Genomic DNA, 20,150 nt, shown 5'->3' with positions numbered 1-20,150 from the left:
GCCATTCGCCGCCCGCAGGGTATTCGGTCCGTACCAGTCTCGGGGACCGGCCGCACATATCTACGGCTGGTCCAGACTCTGAGACAAGAATTTCCTCATCCGATATCGAGCCGCAAGAGATCCTCCTCCGTCTCGCGTCGGACGATCACCCGGGCCGTACCGTCCTGGACGGCGAGCACGGGAGGCTTGAGGGCGTGGTTGTAGTTGCTCGCCATCGAGCGGCAGTACGCCCCGGTCGCGGGGACCGCGATCAGGTCACCCGGCGTCAGGTCGGCGGGCAGGAAGGCGTCCCGGACCACGATGTCGCCGGATTCGCAGTGCTTTCCGACCACCCGGACCAGCATCGGCTCGGCCTCGCTGGTGCGCGAGACGAGGGCGACGGAGTACTCGGCGTCGTAGAGCGCGGTGCGGATGTTGTCCGACATGCCGCCGTCCACGCTGACATAGGTGCGCAGTCCGTCGAGTGGCTTGATCGTACCGACCTCGTACAGCGTGAACGCGGTCGGGCCGACGATCGCCCGGCCCGGCTCCACGCTCAGGCGCGGCGCGTTCAGGCTGGCGGCGGCGCACTCGCGGCGGACGATCTCGGCCAGTGCGGCGGCGATCTCGGCGGGGGTGCGCGGGTCGTCCTCGCTGGTGTACGCGATGCCCAGGCCGCCGCCGAGGTCGATCTCGGGCAGCTCGACCCCGTGCTCGTCCCTGACCTGCACCAGCAGGCCGACCACCCGGCGGGCGGCCACCTCGAAACCGGCCGTGTCGAAGATCTGCGAGCCGATGTGCGAGTGGATGCCGCGCAGTTCGAGGCTCGGGTGCGCGAGCGTGCGCCGGACCGCCTCGGCGGCCCGGCCGCCGCTCAGCGAGAGACCGAACTTCTGGTCCTCGTGCGCGGTGGCGATGAACTCGTGGGTGTGCGCCTCGACGCCGACGGTGACCCGGATCAGCACCGGCTGCCTGACCCCCTGGGCGGCCGCGATCGCGGCCAGCCGGTCGATCTCCTGGTAGGAGTCGACCACGATGTGCCCGACGCCCGCCTTGACCGCCTGCTCCAGCTCGTCCGGCGACTTGTTGTTGCCGTGCAGCGCGATCCGCTCCCCCGGCATCCCGGCGGCCAGCGCGACCGCCAGCTCGCCCGCGCTGCACACGTCGAGGTTCAGCCCCTCCTCGTGCAGCCAGCGGACGATCGCCTTGGAGAGGAACGCCTTGCCCGCGTAGTAGACGTCCGCCCCGTCGCCGAAGGCGTCCCGCCAGGCCCGGGCCCGGGCCCGGAAGTCGGCCTCGTCCATGACGTACGCCGGGGTGCCGAACTCGGCGGCCAGTGCCTTGACGTCCAGGCCGCCGACGGTGACGACGCCGTCGGTGTTCCGGTCGACGGTGCGGGACCAGACCTTGGGGTCGAGCGCGTTCAGGTCGCTCGGCGGGGCCAGGTAGTGGCCCTCGGGCAGCACGTCACCGTGGCGGGGACCGGCGGGGTGGGCGGAGCGGCTCATCGTGGTGTCCTTACGAGTAGGGGCGGTGACTGCCCTGACGGACCGTCACCGCCCCCGGGGCGCTTGGGGGGTTGGCGGTTACATCCGCTCGGGCGTGGAGACGCCCAGCAGCGTGAGGCCGTTGGCGATGACCGTGCGCGTGGCGTCGGCCAGCCAGAGCCGGGCGTGCGTCAGGTCGGTGACGGGCTCGTCGCCCTTGGGCAGGATCTGGCAGTTGTCCCAGAACCGGTGGTACGCACCGGCCACCTTCTCCAGGTAGTGGGCAACGTGGTGCGGCTCACGGAACTGACCGGCCAGGGCCAGCACGCGCGGGAACTCGCCGAGCTCGCCGAGCAGCTCGGACTCCCACTCGGTGGACAGCAGCCCGGGCTTGAAGTCCTCCGCAGAGCCCTTGGAGATGCCCCGCTCCTCGGCGTTGCGCTGCACCGAGCACATCCGGGCGTGCGCGTACTGGACGTAGTGGACGCGGTTCTCGTTGGTGTTGCTGGTCAGGATGTTGATGTCGAGCGTGATGGTGGAGTCGGTCGAGGACCGGGCCAGGGTGTACCGGGCCGCGTCCACGCCGATCCAGTCGATCACGTCGTCGATGGTGATGATGTTGCCGGCCCGCTTCGACATCCGGACCTCCTCACCATCCCGGACCATCTTGACGAACTGACCGATCTTGACCTCGATGTTCTTGTCCATGTCGTCGCCCGCGCAGGCCGCGATGGCCTTCAGCCGGTTGACGTAGCCGTGGTGGTCCGCACCGAGCATGTAGACCGAGACCTCGCTGCCCCGGTCCCGCTTGCTCAGGTAGTACGCGGCATCGGCGGCGAAGTAGGTGGTCTCGCCGTCGGCCTTGATCAGGACGCGGTCCTTGTCGTCACCGAAGTCGGTGGTGCGCAGCCAGATCGCACCCTCCTGGTCGAAGACGTGGCCCTGCTCGCGCAGCCGCTCGATCGCCTTCTCGACGGCGCCGGAGTCGTGCAGCGTCTTCTCGGAGAACCAGACGTCGAAGTGGGTGCCGAACTCGTCCATCGAGCGCTTGATCTCGGCGACCATCAGCTTGAGGCCCTCGACCCGGAAGGTCTCCAGCTGCTCGGCCTCGGGCAGGTCGAGCACGCCGGGCACGCCGGCCACCAGCGCCTTGGCGATGTCGACGATGTACTCGCCCACGTAGCCGTCGGCGGGTGCGGGCCGGCCGTTCGCGGCGGCCTGCAGGGAGGCGGCGAACTTGCCGATCTGCACGCCGGCGTCGTTCAGGTAGTACTCGGTGGTGACCTCGGCACCGGTGGCGCGGAGCACCCGGGCGAGCGAGTCACCGACCGCGGCCCAGCGGACGCCGCCGATGTGGATCGGGCCGGTCGGGTTCGCCGAGACGAACTCCAGGTTGATCTTGAGGCCCTTGAGCGCCTCGTTCCGGCCGTACGCCGGGCCGGCCTCGACGATGGTGCGGGCCAGCTCACCCTGGGTGGCGGCGTCCAGCGTGATGTTGAGGAAGCCCGGACCGGCGATGTCCACCTTCGACACCCCGGCGATCTCTCGCAGGCGCGCGGACAGGATCTCCGCGATGGCTCGCGGCGGCTTGCCGGCCGCCTTCGCGAGCTGGAGGGCCACGTTGGTGGCGTAGTCGCCGTGGTCCCTGTTCTTGGGCCGCTCGATCGTCACGTGCTCGGGCACGGCGACGGTCAGCTCGCCCGCCTCGACGGCGGCGCTCACTGCGGCCTGGACTGCCTGGGAAAGCTCTGCGGGTGTCACGGGCCCAAGCCTAGGCGAGAGGTGGTGCCCGACCGCACCCGGTTTACCCGTTGAGACGGGCGCGCCGCGGCTTTCCCACCCCCGCGTTCGCTCTCGGCGAACGTCAGCCGCTCTCCCCGAACCCGTACGCGAAGCGCTGGTGCCCACCGCCCCGCCGGCTCAGCAGCATCAGCCGCCGGACCAGCTCCACCAGCTCGGCCGGGTCGAACGGCTTACCCAAGTACCCGTCCACGCCCACCGATTGACCCTGTCGCAGCTCGGCCGGCGCACACGCGCTCACGATCGCGATCGGCAGCCGCCTGGTCGCCGGGGCCGCCCGCAGCCGGGCCGCCGTCCGCAGCCCGTCCAACCGGGGCATCATCACGTCCAGCGTCACCACGTCAGGAGCCACCCGGCGGACCACCTCCAGGCACTCCGCGCCGTCGGCAGCCGTCACCACCTCGAAGCCCTCGAGCTCCAGGTTGACTCTGATCAGCTGGCGGATCACCTCGCTGTCGTCCACCACGAGGACCCGCCCGGACGCTCCGGACACCTCACCGAGGGTAGCCGCGCACCCACCCACCCGTCCGGCCTTTCCCCACTTCCGTCCGCACCCGCCCGACCCACCCCCGAAACCCGTGCACGGACCACTCCCCCGGCCTGGTAATGTTCTCCACGTCGCCACCAAGGGACACCACGCAGGCCCCCGTAGCTCAGGGGATAGAGCACCGCCCTCCGGAGGCGGGTGCGCAGGTTCGAATCCTGCCGGGGGCACTTCGCAAGAAGTGCTGCAAAGGCCCAAGTTGACCACTGGTCGGCTTGGGCCTTCGTCATGTTCCGGGCCCGGTACGGGCCGTGGAGGCCCGCTCCTTGGTGCTTCGGCAAGCGCTTCCGGGCCAGCAGGAGCGCCGTGCAACCGGTCAGGACGAACAACAGCACCGGAACAGGTGCAGTGCGACCAGGGCGACCCCGGGCATCGCGACCGCTGCGGCAGCGGACTGCCGGCGGATCTCCCGGGCCGAGCGTCGACGGCGGCGATCCCCGGGACGGGTCCGGGGTTCAGGCGGTGGTGACCTCGGTGAAGAGGGTGGCGAGGGTGGTGTCGAAGGCGGCGGAGTAGGAGATGTCCTCGGTGTTGCCGCCCTGCTGGTAGCCGCCGATGACGCCGATGACGCGGCCGGTGGCGGTGTCGATGAAGGGGCCGCCGCTGGTGCCGCCGGGGAAGGCGGGGCAGTCGATCCGGCGTTGGTGGGCGGACCGGGCGGTGGTGACGTTGGTGCAGAGGATGGGGGCGTCGCTGCGGGAGGGGTAGCCGTAGAGGCGGGCGGTGGTGGCGAGGGGGGTGCCGAAGGCGAGGGGGTTGCCGCCGACGGCGGCCTGGATGGTGCGGCCGGTGGCGTCGGGGGCGATCTCCAGCAGGGCGTAGTCCTCGTCGGGGTTCTCGTCCCGCTGCCAGCCGCCGGTGGTGTGGATCTCAGTGACCCTCCAAGTCCCGTACGGGGCAGTGCCGTTGCGGTAACCGGGGACGAAGGTGACGCCGTCGGTGGAGGAGAGGCAGTGCGCGGCGGTGATCGCGAAGGTGCCGCTCGGGCTGGTGATGACGCTCGCCGTGCAGAAGTGGTGGCCGTCGACGAAGAGGGCGCCGACCCGGGCGGACTCGGCGTTGGCCGGGGCGGTGGCGGTCGTACCGAGTTGGGACGACGGGGTGGGCTGCGCGGACGGCGACGGCGACGGGGCCGGGGGCGGGGTGGACGACGGGGTCCTGGTGGGGGACGGCGTCGGGGTCGGGGCGGCCGGCCGCACGGGGGTGGGCGACGAGGTCTCGGGTTCGTCCTCGGACTCCGTCGGGGACGGCTCCGCCGACGGGGCGTCAGTGGTCGGGTCCGGCACCGGGAGCGGCTCGGGGGTGGGCGTGGGGGCCGTCGGCACGGGGGCTGCGGCCGGGGCGGCCACGGGCGCCGGCGTCACGCCGGGCCGGACCGCGACCCGCACCGCGGGCTTCGCGGTGGCGGGCGACATCGACAGCATCGCCGCGATCAGGGTGACGAGCGCAAGGCGGTTACCGGAGTTCATGGTGGCGCTCCCTGGTCGCGGCCGACAGCTGGACGGGTCCTTCCGAACTATGGGTGACCGATCTGGGCAACGGGTGATCTTTTCCTGGGAGTGCTCTGAGAATCCCCGATTCCCACCCAATTGACGGCCCCTCGGTCCCCCGGTCAGTCCACGATCCGGCCGTCGTGCAGCGAGACCACCCGGTCGGCCCGGTCCATCAGGTTGGGGTCGTGGGTGGCGACCAGGGCGGTGACGCCCCGGGCCTGGACCACGGCGCGGAGCAGGTCCATCACGGCCAGGCCGGTCTCGGAGTCGAGCTGTCCGGTGGGTTCGTCGGCGATGATCAGGGCCGGGTCGTTGGCCAGGGCCCGGGCGATCGCGACCCGCTGCTGCTGACCGCCGGAGAGTTCGGCAGGCCGCTGGTCGGCGTGGTCGGCCAGGCCGACCAGGGCGAGCAGGGTGCAGACCCGCTCCTCGCGCTCGGCCGCGGGGAGCTTGCGCAGCCGCATCGGGACGCCGACGTTCTCGGCCGCGGTGAGGACCGGGAGCAGGCCGAAGGACTGGAAGACGAAGCCGATCCGGTCCCGGCGCAGCGCGAGCCGCCCGGTCTCGTCCAGGCCGGCCAGGTCGGTGCCGTCCAGTGAGATCCGGCCGGCGGTCGGGGTGTCGAGGCCGCCGACCAGGTTGAGCAGGGTGGTCTTGCCGGAGCCGGACCGGCCCTTGAGGGCGGTGAGCTCGCCCCGGGCGGCGGTGAAGGAGACGCCGCGCAGGGCGTGGACGGTGCGCGGCTCGGCGCCGAAACTGCGCTTGAGGTCCTCGACCACGACCATGGGCGAGAGGGTTTCGGTCATCAGTTGTCCCCCGGGAACGGCTCGGTGTGCAGAAGCACGATTCTGCTCACCTTTCACATGGTTCGCGCAAGGTCCTTCCGCTTCCTGTTCGAATCTGACAGAGTCGTCCGCTATCCGGTAACAGGACGCCGGAACGGGGGGAATGACACATGCTCGGCTTCGTCCTGCTTCGCCTGCGCGGACGCCTGTCGCTGGCGGCGGCGGTCCTGCTCACCGTGCTGATCACCACCACGGTGCTCACCACGCTGTTCGCCTTCAACCGCTCGGTGGCCGATGCCGGACTGCGCCGCAGCCTGGGCAACGGCGCCCGGGCCACCGTGCTGGTGACGGTGGACCACACCGTGGACACCCGGGCCAAGGACGACGCCGACATCGCCCGGTTCGGCCAGGACCTGTTCGGCGGGCTGCCGGTCACCGTGCAGCAGCTCGCCCGCAGCCGCTCGTACGGCCTGCCGAGCAACGGGCGGGTCGGCGGCGAACCGGATCTGACCGTGCTGGCCGCGCTGGACCGGGACCGGGTCAAGCTGCTGGCCGGCCAGTGGCCGGCTCCGGCGGCCGCCCAGGCGACGGCCCAGGCTCCGGCCGCACCCGTCGAGACCGCCGTTCCGGAGAGCAGCCTGCAGCGGCTCGGCCTGACCGCCGCCGCACTGCCCGCCCCGGTCGAGCTCTCCGACCGCTACGGCGGCCGCCCGATCACCGTCCGGATCACCGGGGTCTACCGGGCCGCCGACCGGACCGCGCCCTACTGGCGGCTGGAACCGCTCGGCGGCCGCGAGATCCAGGCCCAGGGCTTCACCACCTTCGGGCCGATGCTGGTGGACGACAGCGCCTTCGGGACCGGACGCCTGCCACAGGGCAGCCGCGGCTCCCTGCTGACCGCCGACTTCACCGGTGCCGACCCCGACCGCGCCGATCAGGTCGGGCGCCGGGCCGCCGCCGCCAGGACCGACTTCATGCAGCAGTCGCCCGGCATGCAGGTGAACAGCGAACTCACGGACCTGATGGCCGAGTTGCACGCGGCCACGCTGGTGACCAGGTCCGGGCTGCTGACCGGGGCGCTGCAGCTGGCGGTGCTCGCCGGGGCCGCCCTCCTGCTGGTGGTGCACCTGGTGTCGGAGCGTCAGGCCGGGGAGGGCGTCCTGCTCACCGCCCGCGGCGCGACCCGGGGCCGGCTCGCGCTGTGGACCGCGGTCGAGGCCCTGCTGCTGGCCCTGCCCGCGGCCGTCCTGGCGCCGCTGCTCACCGGCCCACTGCTGCGGCTGCTCAGCGGCTTCGGCCCGCTCGCGGGGCTCCCGCTGGACACCGCCGACGTCGCCCTCAGGTGGCCGACCGCCGCTGCCTGCGCACTGATCTGTGTCGTCCTCATCGCGCTGCCCTCGATGGTCCGGGAGAGCGCCGGGAACCGGGTCGCCTCCCGCCGTCAGGCGCTGGTCGGCACCGTGGCCCGGTCCGGCGCCGACCTGGCCCTGCTCGCGCTCGCCGTGCTCGCGTACCAACAGCTCAGCGGCCGCACCGGGGGCCTCTCGGTGGAGGCGGACGGGCAGTTGGGCATCGACCCGGTGCTGGTCGCCGCCCCCACCCTGGCCCTCGGGGCCGGGACCCTGCTGGTGCTTCGGGTGCTCCCGTTCGCGGCCAGGCTGGGGGCACGGGCGGCCGCGGTCGGCCGCGGGCTCGGCCCGGCGCTGGCCGGCTGGCAGCTGGCCCGCCGCCCCGGCCGGGCGAACGGTCCGGTGCTGCTGCTGGTGCTCGCGGTCGCGACCGGCGTGCTGGCGCTCGGTCAGCACACCTCCTGGCGCGACTCGCAGCGCGACCAGTCCGACTTCGACTCCGCGGGCGGCCTGCGGATCTCGGCCTCGGCCCTGCCCCCGATCGGCCACGGCCGCTACGCCACGCTGCCCGGCGGCGAACGGCTGCTGCCGGTGGCCCGGACGGACCAGTACCTCCCCGGTGACACCACCGGCCGGCTGCTGCTGACCGACACCGCCAAGGCCGCGGCCGAACTGACCGTCCGACCCGACCTGTTCGGCCACCGCCCGCCCCGGGACCTGCTGGCCCCGCTGGGCGGAGCGCAGTCGGCCGGGGTCCTGCTGCCGGGCCGGCCGGCCCGGATCGACCTGACCGTGGACGTCCACCTCGCCGACCGCCCCCAGGTGCACAACCCCTTCCAGCTCGGCGGTGAGACGGTGGAGCGGCTGCGGTCGCCCGACCTGTGGCTGCTGCTGCGGGACGGCCTCGGCACCAGCCATCGCATCCCGCTGCCGCGCCTGCCCTCCCGGGGCGAGGCGACCGTCCCGGTGGACCTGGGCGCCCTGACCGCCGCACCGCTCGGCTCGGTCGCCGCACCGCTCACCGTGACCGGCCTGGCGGTGTCCTTCGACACCGGGTACACCGAGGAGTCCAGCACCCTGACGGTGCGCCGGATCGGCGTCTCCGACACCCCGACCGGACCGGCCACCCCGGTCCAGGCCCCGGCCGGGGCCTGGACCGGGAAGAAGACCGCCGGCGTCACGCTGCGGGGCGAGGCCACCCCCGAGCGGCTGCTGGAACTGGCCTACTCGCCGAACGACGGCACCAGCGACTCCGGGCGGATCACCGTGCTCCCGGCCGGCAGCCTCCCGGCCGCGAACGAGCTCAAGGGCCTGGCCACCCGGACCTACCTGGACGCCGTCGGCGCCCAGGTAGGGCAGCTGATCCAGCTCCAGATCGTCGGCGCCCCCGTGCCGGTCAGGATCACCGCCGCGGTGGACGTGCTGCCGGTGGCCGGGACCACCGGCATCGTCCTGGACCTCGACCAGACCACCCGCTGGCTGCTCGACCGGAACCTGAACCCGCCGCCGGTGACGGAGTGGTGGCTGCCCGCCGCAGGACCGGACGACCGCGCCCCGGCCGAGGCCGCCGCCGCCCTGCGGGCCGGCCCCGCCGCCCAGCAGCTGACGCTGCGTGAGGAGGCCACCGCCGCCCGGACCTCCGACCCGTTGAACGCCGCTCCGCAGAGCGCACTGATCGCACTCGCCCTGGTCTCCGCCGTCTTGGCCGCGATCGGCTTCGGTGCCGCTGCGGCCGCCTCGGCGGGCGAGCGGGCCGCCGAGTCCGCGGTCCTGCTCGCGCTCGGTACACCGCGCCGGCTGCTGAACCGGGCCGCGTTCGGCGAGCAGATCGTCCTGGTGGGCATCGGCACCGCGGTCGGAGCGGCCCTCGGCGCCGTACTGGTCCACCTGGTGGTGCCGCTGCTGGTGCTCACCCCGGCGGCCCGGCCACCGCTGCCCGAAGTCCTGGTCGCGCTGCCGCTCGGCCAGCTGCTGGCCCTGGCGGCGGCGACCGCCGCCCTGCCCCTGCTGTCCGCCTTCCTGGTCGGCGGCCGCCGCCGGGACGTGGCCGCCCGACTCCGGTTCGTGGAGGACAAATGAGCGCCCCCGCCCCCTGGGTCAGGACCCGGCTGCGCACCGCGCCGCTGGGCGCCCTGCTCACCGCCGTCCTGGCCCTGGCCATGGTCTTCCTGGCCGCCGCGCTGCCGCGGGCACTGGACCGGAGCGCCGACGACGCGCTGCACAGCCTGCTCGGCCCGCTCGGCCCGGTCCACACCGGCCTGCAGATCACCGCCACCGCCGCCGCCGGCGGCGGTGACCAGGCGCAGCTGCTGGACAGCAACACGGCCCAGTTCACCGGGGCGATCGGCCCGCTGCTCCCGCTCGACCCGTCCGGCCCGGTGTACGGCCGCCGGGGCCTCAAGCCGCGCTCGCTGGACAATCCCGGGCTGTCCCGCCCGGACGGCCTCTCGCCCGCCCTCTCCGTGCAGTACCTGCACGCGGTGCGGGACCGGATCGACCTGACGGCCGGTCAGTGGCCGGACGGCCCGGCCGAGGGCCCGATCCCGGTCGCGCTGTCGACGGGCGCCGCCGCCGCCATGAAGGCCGGGCTCGGCTCGGTGCTCGACGGCAGCCTCCTCGGCATGGGCCCGGGGCAGGTCAGGCTGGTCGGCCTGTACACGGCCCGCAATCCGGCCGACCCGTTCTGGGCCGGTCTGGGGTGCGCCGTGAAGGAGTGCCTCAACATGACCAGCGGGGACCCGAAGGATCCGCCGAAGACGTACTGGTACGCCGTCGCCCTGGCCGACGCCGGGTCGCTGCCCCGGCTGGCCGGCTGGGGCTCCGGGGCCGAGGACTTCTGGCAGCTTCCGGTCCACGTGGACGCGCTCCGGGCGGACCGGCTCCGCCAGACCTCCTACAACCTCGCGGCGGTCACCACCGGCCCCGTCGCCGTCCGGCTGGCCGCCGGGACCGGCCGCACCGGCCTCCGGATCAGCTCCGAACTGCGCACCCTGATCGACGAGGCCCGGACCCGGCAGAGCACGATCGCCTCGCTCACCGCGGTCGGCCCGGCCGGTGCCGCCGGCGTGGCTGCGGTGGTGCTCTGCCTCGCGGCGGCGCTGACCGCCGAGCGGCGGACGGCGGAGCTGCGGCTGCTCCGGGCCCGCGGGGCCAGGACCGGCGGGATCTGCCGACGGCTGCTCGGCGAGGGAGCGCTGACGGTGCTGCCCGCCGCCGGGTTGGGCGCCCTGCTCGCCTTCGCCCTGCTGCCCACCCCGCGCTGGTTCCCCGCCGCCGTCGCGGCGGGCTCGGTGGCCCTGCTCGCCCTGCTCGCCTTCCCGGTCCGGGCCGCCGTGCTGCTGCGCGAGCCGACCCGCCGGGCCCGGCCGGGACGCCGCCGCCTGATGGCCGAACTCACCGTGCTGGCCGCCGCGGTGGCGGCCTTCACCCAGGTCGCCCGACGCGGGGTGGCCCCGGCCGGCGAAGGGGTCGACCTGCTACTGGTGACCGCCCCGCTGCTGCTGGCGCTGACCGGCGCACTGGTACTGGCCCGGCTCCAACCGCCGCTGATCGGACTGCTGGCCCGCTGGGCCAGGCCCCGGTCCGGCGCGGTCGCCTTCCTCGGCCTGGCCCGGGCCGCCCGGGGCAGCGGCCAGCGCTCGCGCCCCTCGGTGCTGCCGCTGCTCGCCATGGTGCTCGCGGTGACCTGCGGTGCGGTCGGCGCCAGCGTGCTGGCCGCGGTGACCGCCGACCGGGACCGGTCGGCCAGGTACACCATCGGCGCCGACGCCTCGGTCAACGCCGCCCTGGACAGCGCCCTCCCGGCGCCCTTCGTCGAGGCCGCGGGCCGGCTGCCCGGGGTCCGGACCGCCCTGCCGGTCTGGACCGAGGAGCGCATCACCGTGCTGCTCGGCAACGGCGCGACCGTCCTGGCCAACGTGGTGCTGGCCGACCCGGTCCGGTACGCCGAGCTGTCCGATGCCGTCGGGCGCGGCCGGTTCGACCCGGCCCTGCTCGCCCCCCGGGCGGGCGGACCGGTGCCCGCACTGGTCACCGACGACCTGCCCGCGGGCGACTACGTGGTCCGGCTGAACAACGGCGACTCGGTGCCGATCCGCACCGTCGGCACGGTCACGGGCACCCCCGCCATGTACGGGACGGCGACCAGGGCCATCGTGCTGCCCGCGGAACCGGCCCTGGCCCAGCTGCCCCGGGTCGGCGGCCCGAACAAGTGGCTGGCCACCGGGCAGATCGACGACACCCGGGTGCGCGAGCTGGCCCGCGAGCTGCTCGGGCCGGTGGCGGCGGGCAACCAGCCCGGCCACGTGGTGCGGACCAGTGCCGGGGTGGTCCGGGAACTCGCCCGGGACCCGCTGCAGAACTCGGCCGAGCGCCTGTTCTGGGCCTCGGTCGGCGCCACCGCGCTGCTCGCGGTGCTGTCCGTGCTGCTGACCCTGTTCCGGGCCGGGCCCGAGCGGGCCGCGATGCTGGCCCGGCTGCGCACCATGGGTCTGCGGCCCCGGGAGGGGCTGGCGCTGATCCTGGCCGAGGCGCTGCCGCAGGCGCTGTTCGCCGCTCTCGGCGGCGCGTTGGCCGCGGTGGCCTGCATCCTGCTGCTCGGCCCCGCCATCGACCTCTCCCCCCTGGTCGGCGCACCGGTGGCGGCCGGCCTGCGGCTCACCGCGGCCCCGATCGCCACCCAGGCCCTCGGGCTGGCCCTGCTGGCCGGCCTGGCGGTACTGGCCGAAGCCGCCGTCACCGCCCGTCGCCAGATCACCACCGAGCTGAGAGCAGGAGACACCCGATGAACACTGCGTCCCCGAGCCTGGCCGAGCTCCAGCAGCGGGCGCTGGCCGCCGCCGCGCCCCGGAGCGTCCGCTCCGACCTGGCGGTCAGCTGCGAACGGCTGGTCCGGATCTTCAACGCGGACGGCATCGAGGTGCAGGCCCTCCAGGGGCTCGACCTGACGGTGGACCAGGGCGACCTGGTGGCCCTGGTCGGCGCCTCCGGCAGCGGCAAGTCCACCCTGCTCAACGTGCTGGCCGGGCTGGACACCCCGACCGCGGGGACCGCCGCCGTGGCGGGCTGCGACCTGCTGTCGATGAGCACCAAGGAGCGGCTGCGCTACCGCCGCGAGGTGGTCGGCTTCATCTGGCAGCAGACCTCGCGCAACCTGCTGCCGTTCCTGACGGCCGCTCAGAACGTCGCGCTGCCGATCCAGCTCAAGTCCGGCCACCGGGCCGCCAAGCGGCAGCGCTCCCGGGTGGCCGAGCTGCTGGACGCGCTGGACATCGGCGAACTGGCGGACCGTCGGCCCGCCGAGCTCTCCGGCGGCCAGCAGCAGCGGGTGGCGATCGCGGTCGCGATGGCCAACGACCCCGCGGTGCTGCTGGCCGACGAGCCCACCGGCGAGCTGGACTCGGAGACGGCGGCCGGGGTCTTCGAGGCCTTCCGCACCGTCAACCGCGAGCTCGGCACCACCGTGGTGATCGTCACCCACGACCCGATGGTGGCCGGCGAGGTCCGCCGCACGGTGGCCATCCGGGACGGCCGGACCAGCAGCGAGGTGCTCCGGCGCACCGTCACCGACGAGCACGGCCAGGAGACGGTCAGCGAGCGCGAGTACGTGATGCTGGACCGCACCGGCCGGGTCCAGCTGCCCGCCAAGTTCCTGGCCGCGCTCGGCATGGAGCACCGGGTGGCGGCCGACCTCGCGGCCGACCACATCGCGCTGCACCCGGACGACCACGACTGATCAGCCCAGCGCGGCGGCCCCGACGAAGTCGGTGTGGGTGCCCGCCGCGGTGCAGGCGTACGCCCCGGCGACCGCGCCCGCCCGGGCGCAGTCCAGTGCGGGCCGGCCGGCGAACCAGCCGTACAGGAAGCCGGTCACGTACGCGTCGCCCGCGCCGTTGCTGTCCACGACCGGCCGACCGGGGTCGACGGCCGGGAGGTGGTGGACGGTGTCCGGGTCGTCCCGGGTGAGCAGGTAGCTGCCGTCGGCGCCGGCGGTGGCGGAGACCACCGCGGCCCGGCCCTCGGCCAGCACCTGCCGCATCACCTGCTCGTGCCGGCCCCGGCAGCCGGCCACCGAGAGGAAGACCAGGTCGGAGTTGACCGCGTAGTGCCGGTGGTGCGGATTGACGCCGTCCCAGTCGTGCAGGTCGGTGGAGCTGGTCAGGCCGAGCCGGTGGATGTCGGGGTACATGTCCCGGTTGATGCCGGTGATGGAGAGGTGCACGTGGCGGCTGCGCTCCAGGTGCGGCAGGTAGAAGGCGGCCGGGAGCCGGAGTTCGGCGGGGTGGCGGCCGTCGTAGAAGGAGAACCGGCGGCCCTGGTCGTCGACCAGGTTGACCGCGCGCGGCGTGCCGGTCCGGGAGACCAGGTGGCTGAACGGCAGGCCGCGCCGCTGGTACTCGGCCAGGATCAGCTCGGCCTGCGGGTCGTCGCCGAGGAAGTCCAGGAACCGGGTCCGCAGCCCCAGGTGGTGGGCGCCGAGGGCCACGCCGTTGCCGGTGTGCGCCACGTAGTCGCGGATCGGCGGGACGTGCCAGGAGTCGGCGTCCGGCAGTTCGAGGCGGTCCACCCGGACGACGGTGTCGACGCCCGCACCGCCGACCACCAACAGGTCGTATTCGCTCATGGGCCGGAGTCAACCAGGGGCGCCCGGACATCGGCAATCCCTTGCGGAAACTTTCCGCAAGGGATTGCCGTCCGGTTCGGGCCGGGCCGGCGGCCGGGGATCAGGCCAGGACGTGCGCCGAGGGCTCGGCGCTCTCCGCCTCACCCGGCTCGGGTTTGTGATCGATCATCAGGAACGCGATCACGGCGGCCACCAGCAGGATGCCCATCGCCACCGTGGTCGCCACCGCGTAGCCGTGCACCGCGCCCTTCGCCTGCACCGCCTGGTCGGCGGCGTTCCGGCTGGCCAGGTAGGTCGCGGTGACGCTGGCCGCGATGGTGTTCAGCAGCGCGGTGCCGAACGAACCGCCCACCTGCTGGGCGGTGTTGATGGTCGCCGAGGCGGCTCCGACCTCGTGCGGCGAGACGCCCAGGGTGGCCAGGCTCATGGTCGGCATGAAGACCAGGCCCATGCCGGTGCCGAGCAGGATCTCGGCCGGCAGCACCATGGTGCTGTAGGAGCTCTCCACCTTCATCTGGGTCAGCCAGGCCATCCCGGCGGCGGCCAGCAGCAGGCCGGGCACGACCAGGTTCCGGGACGGCACCCGGGTCATCAGCCGGGCCGCGATCCCGGTCGCGCTGAGCATGATGGCGGCGGTCATCGGCAGGAAGGCGATCCCGGCCATCACCGGCGAGTACCCCTTGATGGCCTGGAGGTAGTAGGTCAGGAACAGGAACAGGCCGTACATCCCGATCACCGCGAGGCCGACCGAGAGCGCGGCGCCGCCGCGGTTGCGGTCGGCGATGATGTGGGTCGGCAGCAGGGCGTGCGGGGTGCGGCGCTCGACCAGGGCGAACAGCACCAGCAGCAGGACGCCGAGGCCCAGGCAGCCCAGCACCAGCCAGTCGCTCCAGCCCCGGGTGACCGCCTCGGAGGTGGCGTACACGATCGCCAGCAGGCCGCCGCAGCCGAGCACCGCGCCGGGCAGGTCGAGCTTGACCCGGTCGTCCTTGCCGATGTGGTCGTGCTTCAGCAGGTAGAACGCGCCGACCGCCGCACCCAGCGCGATCGGGATGTTGACGAACAGGCACCAGCGCCAGTCCAGGTACTCGGTCAGCAGACCGCCGGCGATCAGGCCGATGGCGGCGCCGCCGCCCGCGATGGCGCCGAAGATGCCGAAGGCGGTGGCCCGCTCCTTGGGGTCGGTGAAGGTGTTGGAGAGCAGCGAGAGGGCGGCCGGGGCGAGGATCGCGCCGAAGGCGCCCTGGAGCGCGCGGGCGGCGAACAGCATGCTCTGGTCGGTGGCGAACCCGCCGATCGCGGAGGCCAGCGCGAAGCCGATCAGGCCCACCGTGAAGGTGCGCTTGCGGCCGAACAGGTCACCGATCCGGCCGCCGAGCAGCAGCAGGCCGCCGAAGGCGAGCAGATAGGCGGTGATCACCCATTGGCGGTTGCCGTCCGAGATGCCGAGGTCCTTCTGCGCCGACGGCAGGGCGATGTTCACGATGGTCGCGTCCAGCACGATCATCAGCTGGGCGATGGCGATCACGGCCAGGGCCCACCAGCGGCGGGAATCGGCCTTCTGGTCTTCAGGGGCGTGCAGATGATGGGACACCGGTGGGCCGCCTTCCGAGGGATGCCGGGAGAGCTGGATGGGGCAACACTCTCTCCAGGAGATCCCCCGGAAGGGCGACAAGCAACACGATTTAAGGGTTTATGTCCAGATTTGGACTGATCAGAGCGCGGCCAGTACCTCGACCAGGTCGTCCAGGCCCAGTGAGCCCTGCGAGAGCGCCGCCATGTGCCACGCCTTCTGGTCGAACGCCTCGCCCCGCGACTCCGCCGCCGCCCTGGCCGCAGCCCGGCCGAGCAGCCAGGCGCGCTCGCCGAGCTTGTAGCCGATCGCCTGGCCGGGCAGGCCGAGGTAGCGGATCAGCTCGCTGTCCAGGAAGTCCACCGAGAGCCCGCAGTACCGGCCGAAGAACTCCCGGGCGTCGTCCGGGAGCATCCGCTCGCCGGGCTTGAACGGGGACTCGGCCGGGAAGTCCAGGCCGACGTGCATGCCGATGTCGACGATCACCCGCAGCGCCCGCATCATCTGCGCGTTCAGGTAGCCGAGCCGCTGGCCCGGGTCGGTCAGGTAGCCGAGCTCGTCCATCAGGCGCTCGGCGTACAGCGCCCAGCCCTCCAGGTTGGCGCTGACCCCGCCGATGGTGACCTGGTAGGTGGAGAGCCGGTCGGCCATGTACGCCCACTGCGCCAGCTGGAGGTGGTGGCCGGGGACGCCCTCGTGGTACCAGGTCGAGACCAGGTCCCAGACCGGGAAGCTCTCCCGGCCGAGCACCGGCAGCCAGGTCCGGCCGGGGCGGGAGAAGTCGAGCGAGGGGGCGGTGTAGTACGGGGCCGCCGCGCTGCCGCTCGGCGCGATCCTGGACTCCACCTTGAGCAGCGGCTCGGCCAGGTCGAAGTGCACGCCCTGGAGGTCGGTGATCGCACTGTCCATCAGGCCCTGGAGGTACGTCCGGACGTTCTCCTCGCCCTTGATGGCCGGGCCGTCGGTCTCCAGCCAGGCCATCGCCTCCATCGGCGTGCTGCCCGGGACGACCTTCTCCGCCTCGACCCGCATCTGCGCGTCCAGGTCGTGGAACTGCTCCCACGCCCACCCGTACGCCTCGTCCAGGTCCAGGTCGGAGCCGGTCCAGTAGCGGACCCAGCGGGCGTACCGCTCCCGGCCGGTGGTGTCCGGCTGCCCGGCCGCCGCCGCGCCGTACACGTCCCGGAGCCAGTCCCGCAGCTCGGCGAAGGCCGCGGCCGCGGTGACCGCGATCGCGGACAGCTCGGCGCGCTGCTGCTCCGGTGCGCCCTGGACGAAGTCACCGAACCAGCCGCCGGGCTGATCCCCCGCCAGCCACTCCTCGACCTGGCCGACCACCGTGGACACCTGCCGGGGGCCCGAGAGCAGTCCGCGCGCGATGCCCTCGGTGAGCAGCTCGCGGTACTGGGCCACCGCCTCCGGCAGCCTGGCCATCCGGCGGCCGATCAGGGTCCAGTGCTCCGGCGTCTCGGTGGGCACCATGGTGAAGACCTCGCGCACGCCGTGCAGCGGGGAGCCCAGGTTCCGTACCGCGCGGAAGCCCTCGCCCGCGTCGTGGACGGCGAGTTCGGCGGTGAGGCGCTCGCGGAGCAGCCGGGCGCAGCGGAGCTCGGCTTCGTCGAGCTCCGCACCGGCCGCCTCCGCCCCGTCCAGCTCGGCCAGGGTGCGGCGGGCCAGGTCGGCCACCGCCTCCAGGCCGGCCGGGGAGAGGTCGGGCAGGCGGTCGTCGTCGTCGGGGCCGAGCCCCAGGTAGACCGCGGTCAGCGGGTCGAGACCGGCCAGCGAGTGGACGTAAGCGTCGGCGATACGGCGCGGGGTGGTGCCGTCGGCAGGGGAGTTGATCAGTGCTTCAACCATTCGGCCATCCTTCCGCAGGTGGCCGGGTTTGCAACCATCTTTGCCTAGGCTTGTGCCGATGTACCGTCAGCCCGCGCGCCGCCACGGCCGGCTCCGCCAGGCCGCCACCGGGTCCCAGGTCGGGCGGTTCCGGGCGAACCGGTAGAAGCCGAGTCCGATCAGCACCGAGCAGAAGTGCCCCAGGTCGGTGAAGGTGTGCGAGGTGATCAGCGGCAGCAGGTAGAAGAACAGCAGCCCGCCGCCGTAGACCCAGCGCCAGCGCCCGGCGAAGCGGTAGGTCAGCACCCCCTCCACCCCGGCCAGCGCGTACGAGACGCCGACGTCCACGGTGGTCGCCATGTTCGCCGGCAGCCGGCCCGCGTCCACGCCCCAGGCCACGATGCCCTCGCTGATGAAGGTGGCCAGCACGTGGGCGGTGAGCGCGACCGCGAGCCAGCGCCAGGTGCCCAGCCAGCGCTCGACCGGCACGTGGAAGATGTTGTAGATCACGAAGTAGAAGAGGAACGCCGACTGCTCGGTCCAGATCGCGCTGGCCAGCAGGGCGTGCACGGGGTGCGAGCGGAGCTGGTCGATGTTGGTGCTGCGCTTGCCCAGGAACCAGTCCAGGTTGGCCGGGTCGATCCGGGCCACCACGAAGCTGGTGACGGCGAGCAGCAGCAGCCAGCAGTACGTGCCCGGGGCCGCCCTGACGTACCGCCAGACCGCCCGCGACGCCCGGACGGCCAGGCCGGCGCCCGGCGGCTCCTGCACGGTCTCCTGCATCTGCACTCCCGTTTTCCCGCCGCCGCCGACCTCTGGTCACATGATGGTCCGATATGCCCGATTCGACCGCCGGACCCGCCGGGCACGGGGGCAAACGGCGGACGGGCGGCTACCCTGGCCGCCATGGCAGCCAGCGCACCGACCTCGTCCGATCCGACTTCCCGGCGATCCGGCTACCGACGGCTCCCGGTACAGCAGCGGCGCGAACAGCTGATCGCCGTCGCCCTGGAGCTCTTCGCCTCCCGCCCGCCGGAGGAGGTGAGCCTGGACGACGTCGCCGAGGCGGCCGGCGCCTCCCGCCCGCTGGTCTACCGCTACTTCGCCGGGAAGCAGCAGCTGTACGAGGCCGCCCTGCGCAGCGCCGCCGAGGAGTTGGCGAACCGCTTCACCGTCCCGCCGGACGGCACCCCCACCGAGCAGCTCTCCGCCGTCCTGGACCGCTACTTCGACTTCGTCGCCGAACACCACACCGGGTACGGCGCCCTGCTCCGCGGCGGCTCGGTGGTCGAGACGGCGCGGACCGGGGCGATCGTGGACGAGGTCCGCCGCGCCGCCCTGCGGCGGACGGTCCGCCACCTCGGCGTCCGGGAGGCCGCCGGGCCCCGGCTGACCCTGCTGGTCCGGTCCTGGATCTCGGTGGTCGAGGCCTCCGCGCTGAGCTGGCTGGACGAGGGCCGCCAGATCCCGCCGGAGTCGCTCCGCGACTGGCTGATGGACGAGTTCGTCGTGATGACCGCCGCCACCGCCCTGCACGACCCGCAGACCGCGGCCGTGCTGGCCCGGCTGCTGGAGCGCGAGGGCCCGGACGGGCGCGCCACCCGGCTGACCGTCCGGCTCCGGGAGCTGCTGGCCTGACGGCGGGTGCGCGGCGCCGCTATCCGGCCGACCCCTGGCGCTGCACGGCCGAGCGGAAGCCGGACGGCGAGACGGCGTAGCGGGCCGTGAACGCCTGGCGCAGGGTCTCGGCGGAGCGGAAGCCGCAGCGGGCCGCGACCCGGGCGACCGGCAGTGCGGTGCCGGTCAGCAGCTGCGCGGCCGCCTCCAGCCGGGCGTCCCGGACGTACCGGGCCGGTGTCCGTCCCAGGTGTTCGCCGAACAGCCGGGTCAGGTGCCGTTCGCCGACGCCCGCGACCGCCGCCAGCGCGGCCGTGCCGAGGTCCTCCGCCAGGTGCCCCGCGACGTGGTCGGCCACCCGCCGGACCACGTCGTGCCGGGGTGCGCCGGTGGCCACGAACATGCTCATCTGCGCCTGGTTGCCCGGCCGTTGGAGATAGGTGACCAGACTCCGGGCGACCGATCGGGCCAGCTCAGGGCCGTGGTCCTCGGCGATGAACGCGAGGGTCAGGTCGAGCGCGCTGGTGACCCCCGCCGCGGTCGAGACTGCGCCGTCCCGGATGTAGATCGGCACCGGGTCGACCTCCACCGCCGGGTAGGCGGCGGCGAGTTCGGCCGCGTAGCTCCAGTGCGTGGTGGCCCGCCTGCCGTCGAGCAGCCCGGCGGCGGCGAGCACGGTGGCGCCGGTGCAGACCGAGGCGATCCGGCGGCTCTCCCGGGCCAGCCGGCGGACGTGGCCGACGATCAACGGGTGGGCCGCCGCCGCCTGGTGGCCGTACCCGCCGGTGACCAGCAGGGTGTCCAGCGGACCCCGGAGCCGCTCCAGGCTCCGGCAGCCGTCCAGCGAGAGGCCAGAACCGCACCTGGCCGGGCGGCCGCCCGGGGTGGCCACCCGGGTCGCGTACCGCGGTTCGGCGCCCAGGCGGTTGGCCGCCGCCAGGGTGGTGGTGACGCAGGCGAGGTCCAGCAGTTCCGCCCCGTCGTACCCGACCACCACGACCTGTCGCTCCGTCATGGCGGCCACCCTATGTCGGAAGGACTTGGTTCCCAGGATTCCGGACCTGC

The 20,150-nt window shown here is 73.6% G+C and carries 14 protein-coding genes and 1 tRNA gene; 5 read left to right on the top strand and 10 right to left on the bottom strand.

Annotated features, from left to right (window positions below; genetic code table 11):
* Nucleotides 1–95: 95 nt before the first annotated feature.
* From lysA to ABT118_RS12485, 3 genes are all read right to left on the bottom strand, one after another.
* On the bottom strand, nt 96–1,487 hold the full coding sequence (lysA, locus tag ABT118_RS12495) for a diaminopimelate decarboxylase (RefSeq protein ID WP_350663404.1): 1,392 nt from the start codon (nt 1,485–1,487) through the stop codon (nt 96–98).
* A gap of 78 nt (nt 1,488–1,565) precedes the next feature.
* Nucleotides 1,566–3,227 (bottom strand): arginine--tRNA ligase, encoded by a 1,662-nt coding sequence (gene argS / locus ABT118_RS12490; protein ID WP_350663392.1) that lies wholly within the window; start codon nt 3,225–3,227, stop codon nt 1,566–1,568.
* Between the two features lie 103 nt (nt 3,228–3,330).
* Complete coding sequence (locus ABT118_RS12485; protein WP_350663378.1) at nt 3,331–3,759, bottom strand: response regulator; 429 nt, start codon at nt 3,757–3,759, stop codon at nt 3,331–3,333.
* A 149-nt stretch (nt 3,760–3,908) separates the two neighbouring features.
* On the opposite strand from ABT118_RS12485, the gene ABT118_RS12480 reads away from it, so the two are divergent.
* Nucleotides 3,909–3,980, top strand: a tRNA-Arg gene (locus ABT118_RS12480).
* Nucleotides 3,981–4,265: 285 nt separating this feature from the next.
* On the opposite strand, the gene ABT118_RS12475 is transcribed toward ABT118_RS12480, so the two are convergent.
* Together ABT118_RS12475 and ABT118_RS12470 are read right to left on the bottom strand one after the other, a co-directional pair.
* Entirely contained in the window at nt 4,266–5,279 is a 1,014-nt protein-coding gene (locus tag ABT118_RS12475) for a trypsin-like serine peptidase (RefSeq protein ID WP_350663361.1), read from the bottom strand.
* A 143-nt stretch (nt 5,280–5,422) separates the two neighbouring features.
* Nucleotides 5,423–6,109, bottom strand: a complete 687-nt coding sequence (locus tag ABT118_RS12470) for an ABC transporter ATP-binding protein (RefSeq protein WP_350663344.1) — start codon at nt 6,107–6,109, stop codon at nt 5,423–5,425.
* A 149-nt stretch (nt 6,110–6,258) separates the two neighbouring features.
* On the opposite strand from ABT118_RS12470, the gene ABT118_RS12465 reads away from it, so the two are divergent.
* From ABT118_RS12465 to ABT118_RS12455, 3 genes are read left to right on the top strand one after another with little or no spacing between them, the layout of a single operon-like run.
* Nucleotides 6,259–9,516 (top strand): ABC transporter permease, encoded by a 3,258-nt coding sequence (locus tag ABT118_RS12465; RefSeq protein ID WP_350663316.1) that lies wholly within the window; start codon nt 6,259–6,261, stop codon nt 9,514–9,516.
* Nucleotides 9,513–12,224 carry a hypothetical protein gene (locus ABT118_RS12460; RefSeq protein ID WP_350663308.1) on the top strand — a complete coding sequence of 904 codons (2,712 nt, stop codon included), beginning with the start codon at nt 9,513–9,515 and terminating at the stop codon, nt 12,222–12,224. Before ABT118_RS12465 ends, ABT118_RS12460 begins: the two co-directional genes overlap by 4 nt.
* Nucleotides 12,221–13,171, top strand: coding sequence for an ABC transporter ATP-binding protein (locus ABT118_RS12455; protein ID WP_350663297.1), 951 nt, complete (start codon nt 12,221–12,223; stop codon nt 13,169–13,171). Before ABT118_RS12460 ends, ABT118_RS12455 begins: the two co-directional genes overlap by 4 nt.
* Here the strand turns inward: ABT118_RS12455 and ABT118_RS12450 are convergent, their stop codons facing one another.
* From ABT118_RS12450 to ABT118_RS12435, 4 genes are all read right to left on the bottom strand, one after another.
* Nucleotides 13,172–14,059, bottom strand: a complete 888-nt coding sequence (locus ABT118_RS12450) for a carbohydrate kinase family protein (RefSeq protein WP_350663276.1) — start codon at nt 14,057–14,059, stop codon at nt 13,172–13,174. It abuts the gene before it with no gap.
* A 100-nt stretch (nt 14,060–14,159) separates the two neighbouring features.
* Nucleotides 14,160–15,653, bottom strand: coding sequence for an MFS transporter (locus tag ABT118_RS12445; RefSeq protein WP_350663260.1), 1,494 nt, complete (start codon nt 15,651–15,653; stop codon nt 14,160–14,162).
* Nucleotides 15,654–15,773: 120 nt separating this feature from the next.
* Nucleotides 15,774–17,489 carry a DUF885 domain-containing protein gene (locus tag ABT118_RS12440; RefSeq protein WP_350663238.1) on the bottom strand — a complete coding sequence of 572 codons (1,716 nt, stop codon included), beginning with the start codon at nt 17,487–17,489 and terminating at the stop codon, nt 15,774–15,776.
* A 66-nt stretch (nt 17,490–17,555) separates the two neighbouring features.
* Entirely contained in the window at nt 17,556–18,251 is a 696-nt protein-coding gene (locus ABT118_RS12435; protein ID WP_350663217.1) for a rhomboid-like protein, read from the bottom strand.
* Nucleotides 18,252–18,374: 123 nt separating this feature from the next.
* Here ABT118_RS12435 and ABT118_RS12430 point away from each other — a divergent pair, with 123 nt between their 5' ends.
* On the top strand, nt 18,375–19,106 hold the full coding sequence (locus tag ABT118_RS12430) for a TetR/AcrR family transcriptional regulator (protein ID WP_350663205.1): 732 nt from the start codon (nt 18,375–18,377) through the stop codon (nt 19,104–19,106).
* Between the two features lie 19 nt (nt 19,107–19,125).
* On the opposite strand, the gene ABT118_RS12425 is transcribed toward ABT118_RS12430, so the two are convergent.
* The gene (locus ABT118_RS12425) at nt 19,126–20,100 is read right to left on the bottom strand and encodes a GlxA family transcriptional regulator (protein ID WP_350663191.1); all 975 of its coding nucleotides are present in this window, start codon (nt 20,098–20,100) and stop codon (nt 19,126–19,128) included.
* Nucleotides 20,101–20,150 lie beyond the last annotated feature (50 nt).

It is taken from the genome of Kitasatospora sp. NPDC002040 (assembly GCF_040296785.1).
GTDB lineage: Bacteria > Actinomycetota > Actinomycetes > Streptomycetales > Streptomycetaceae > Kitasatospora.
The sequence above is the reverse complement of the archived record's forward strand: the minus strand, read 5'-3'. Positions and strand labels throughout refer to the sequence as shown.

Bases quoted from the DNA above. Each gene is read 5' to 3' on its own strand.
- ABT118_RS12475 (WP_350663361.1), bottom strand. From the start codon at position 5,279: ATGAACTCCGGTAACCGCCTTGCGCTCGTCACCCTGATCGCGGCGATG.
- ABT118_RS12435 (WP_350663217.1), bottom strand. From the start codon at position 18,251: ATGCAGGAGACCGTGCAGGAGCCGCCGGGCGCCGGCCTGGCCGTCCGG.
- ABT118_RS12460 (WP_350663308.1), top strand. From the start codon at position 9,513: ATGAGCGCCCCCGCCCCCTGGGTCAGGACCCGGCTGCGCACCGCGCCG.
- ABT118_RS12425 (WP_350663191.1), bottom strand. From the start codon at position 20,100: ATGACGGAGCGACAGGTCGTGGTGGTCGGGTACGACGGGGCGGAACTG.
- ABT118_RS12440 (WP_350663238.1), bottom strand. From the start codon at position 17,489: ATGGTTGAAGCACTGATCAACTCCCCTGCCGACGGCACCACCCCGCGC.
- ABT118_RS12455 (WP_350663297.1), top strand. From the start codon at position 12,221: ATGAACACTGCGTCCCCGAGCCTGGCCGAGCTCCAGCAGCGGGCGCTG.
- ABT118_RS12450 (WP_350663276.1), bottom strand. From the start codon at position 14,059: ATGAGCGAATACGACCTGTTGGTGGTCGGCGGTGCGGGCGTCGACACC.
- lysA (WP_350663404.1), bottom strand. From the start codon at position 1,487: ATGAGCCGCTCCGCCCACCCCGCCGGTCCCCGCCACGGTGACGTGCTG.
- ABT118_RS12465 (WP_350663316.1), top strand. From the start codon at position 6,259: ATGCTCGGCTTCGTCCTGCTTCGCCTGCGCGGACGCCTGTCGCTGGCG.
- ABT118_RS12430 (WP_350663205.1), top strand. From the start codon at position 18,375: ATGGCAGCCAGCGCACCGACCTCGTCCGATCCGACTTCCCGGCGATCC.
- ABT118_RS12470 (WP_350663344.1), bottom strand. From the start codon at position 6,109: ATGACCGAAACCCTCTCGCCCATGGTCGTGGTCGAGGACCTCAAGCGC.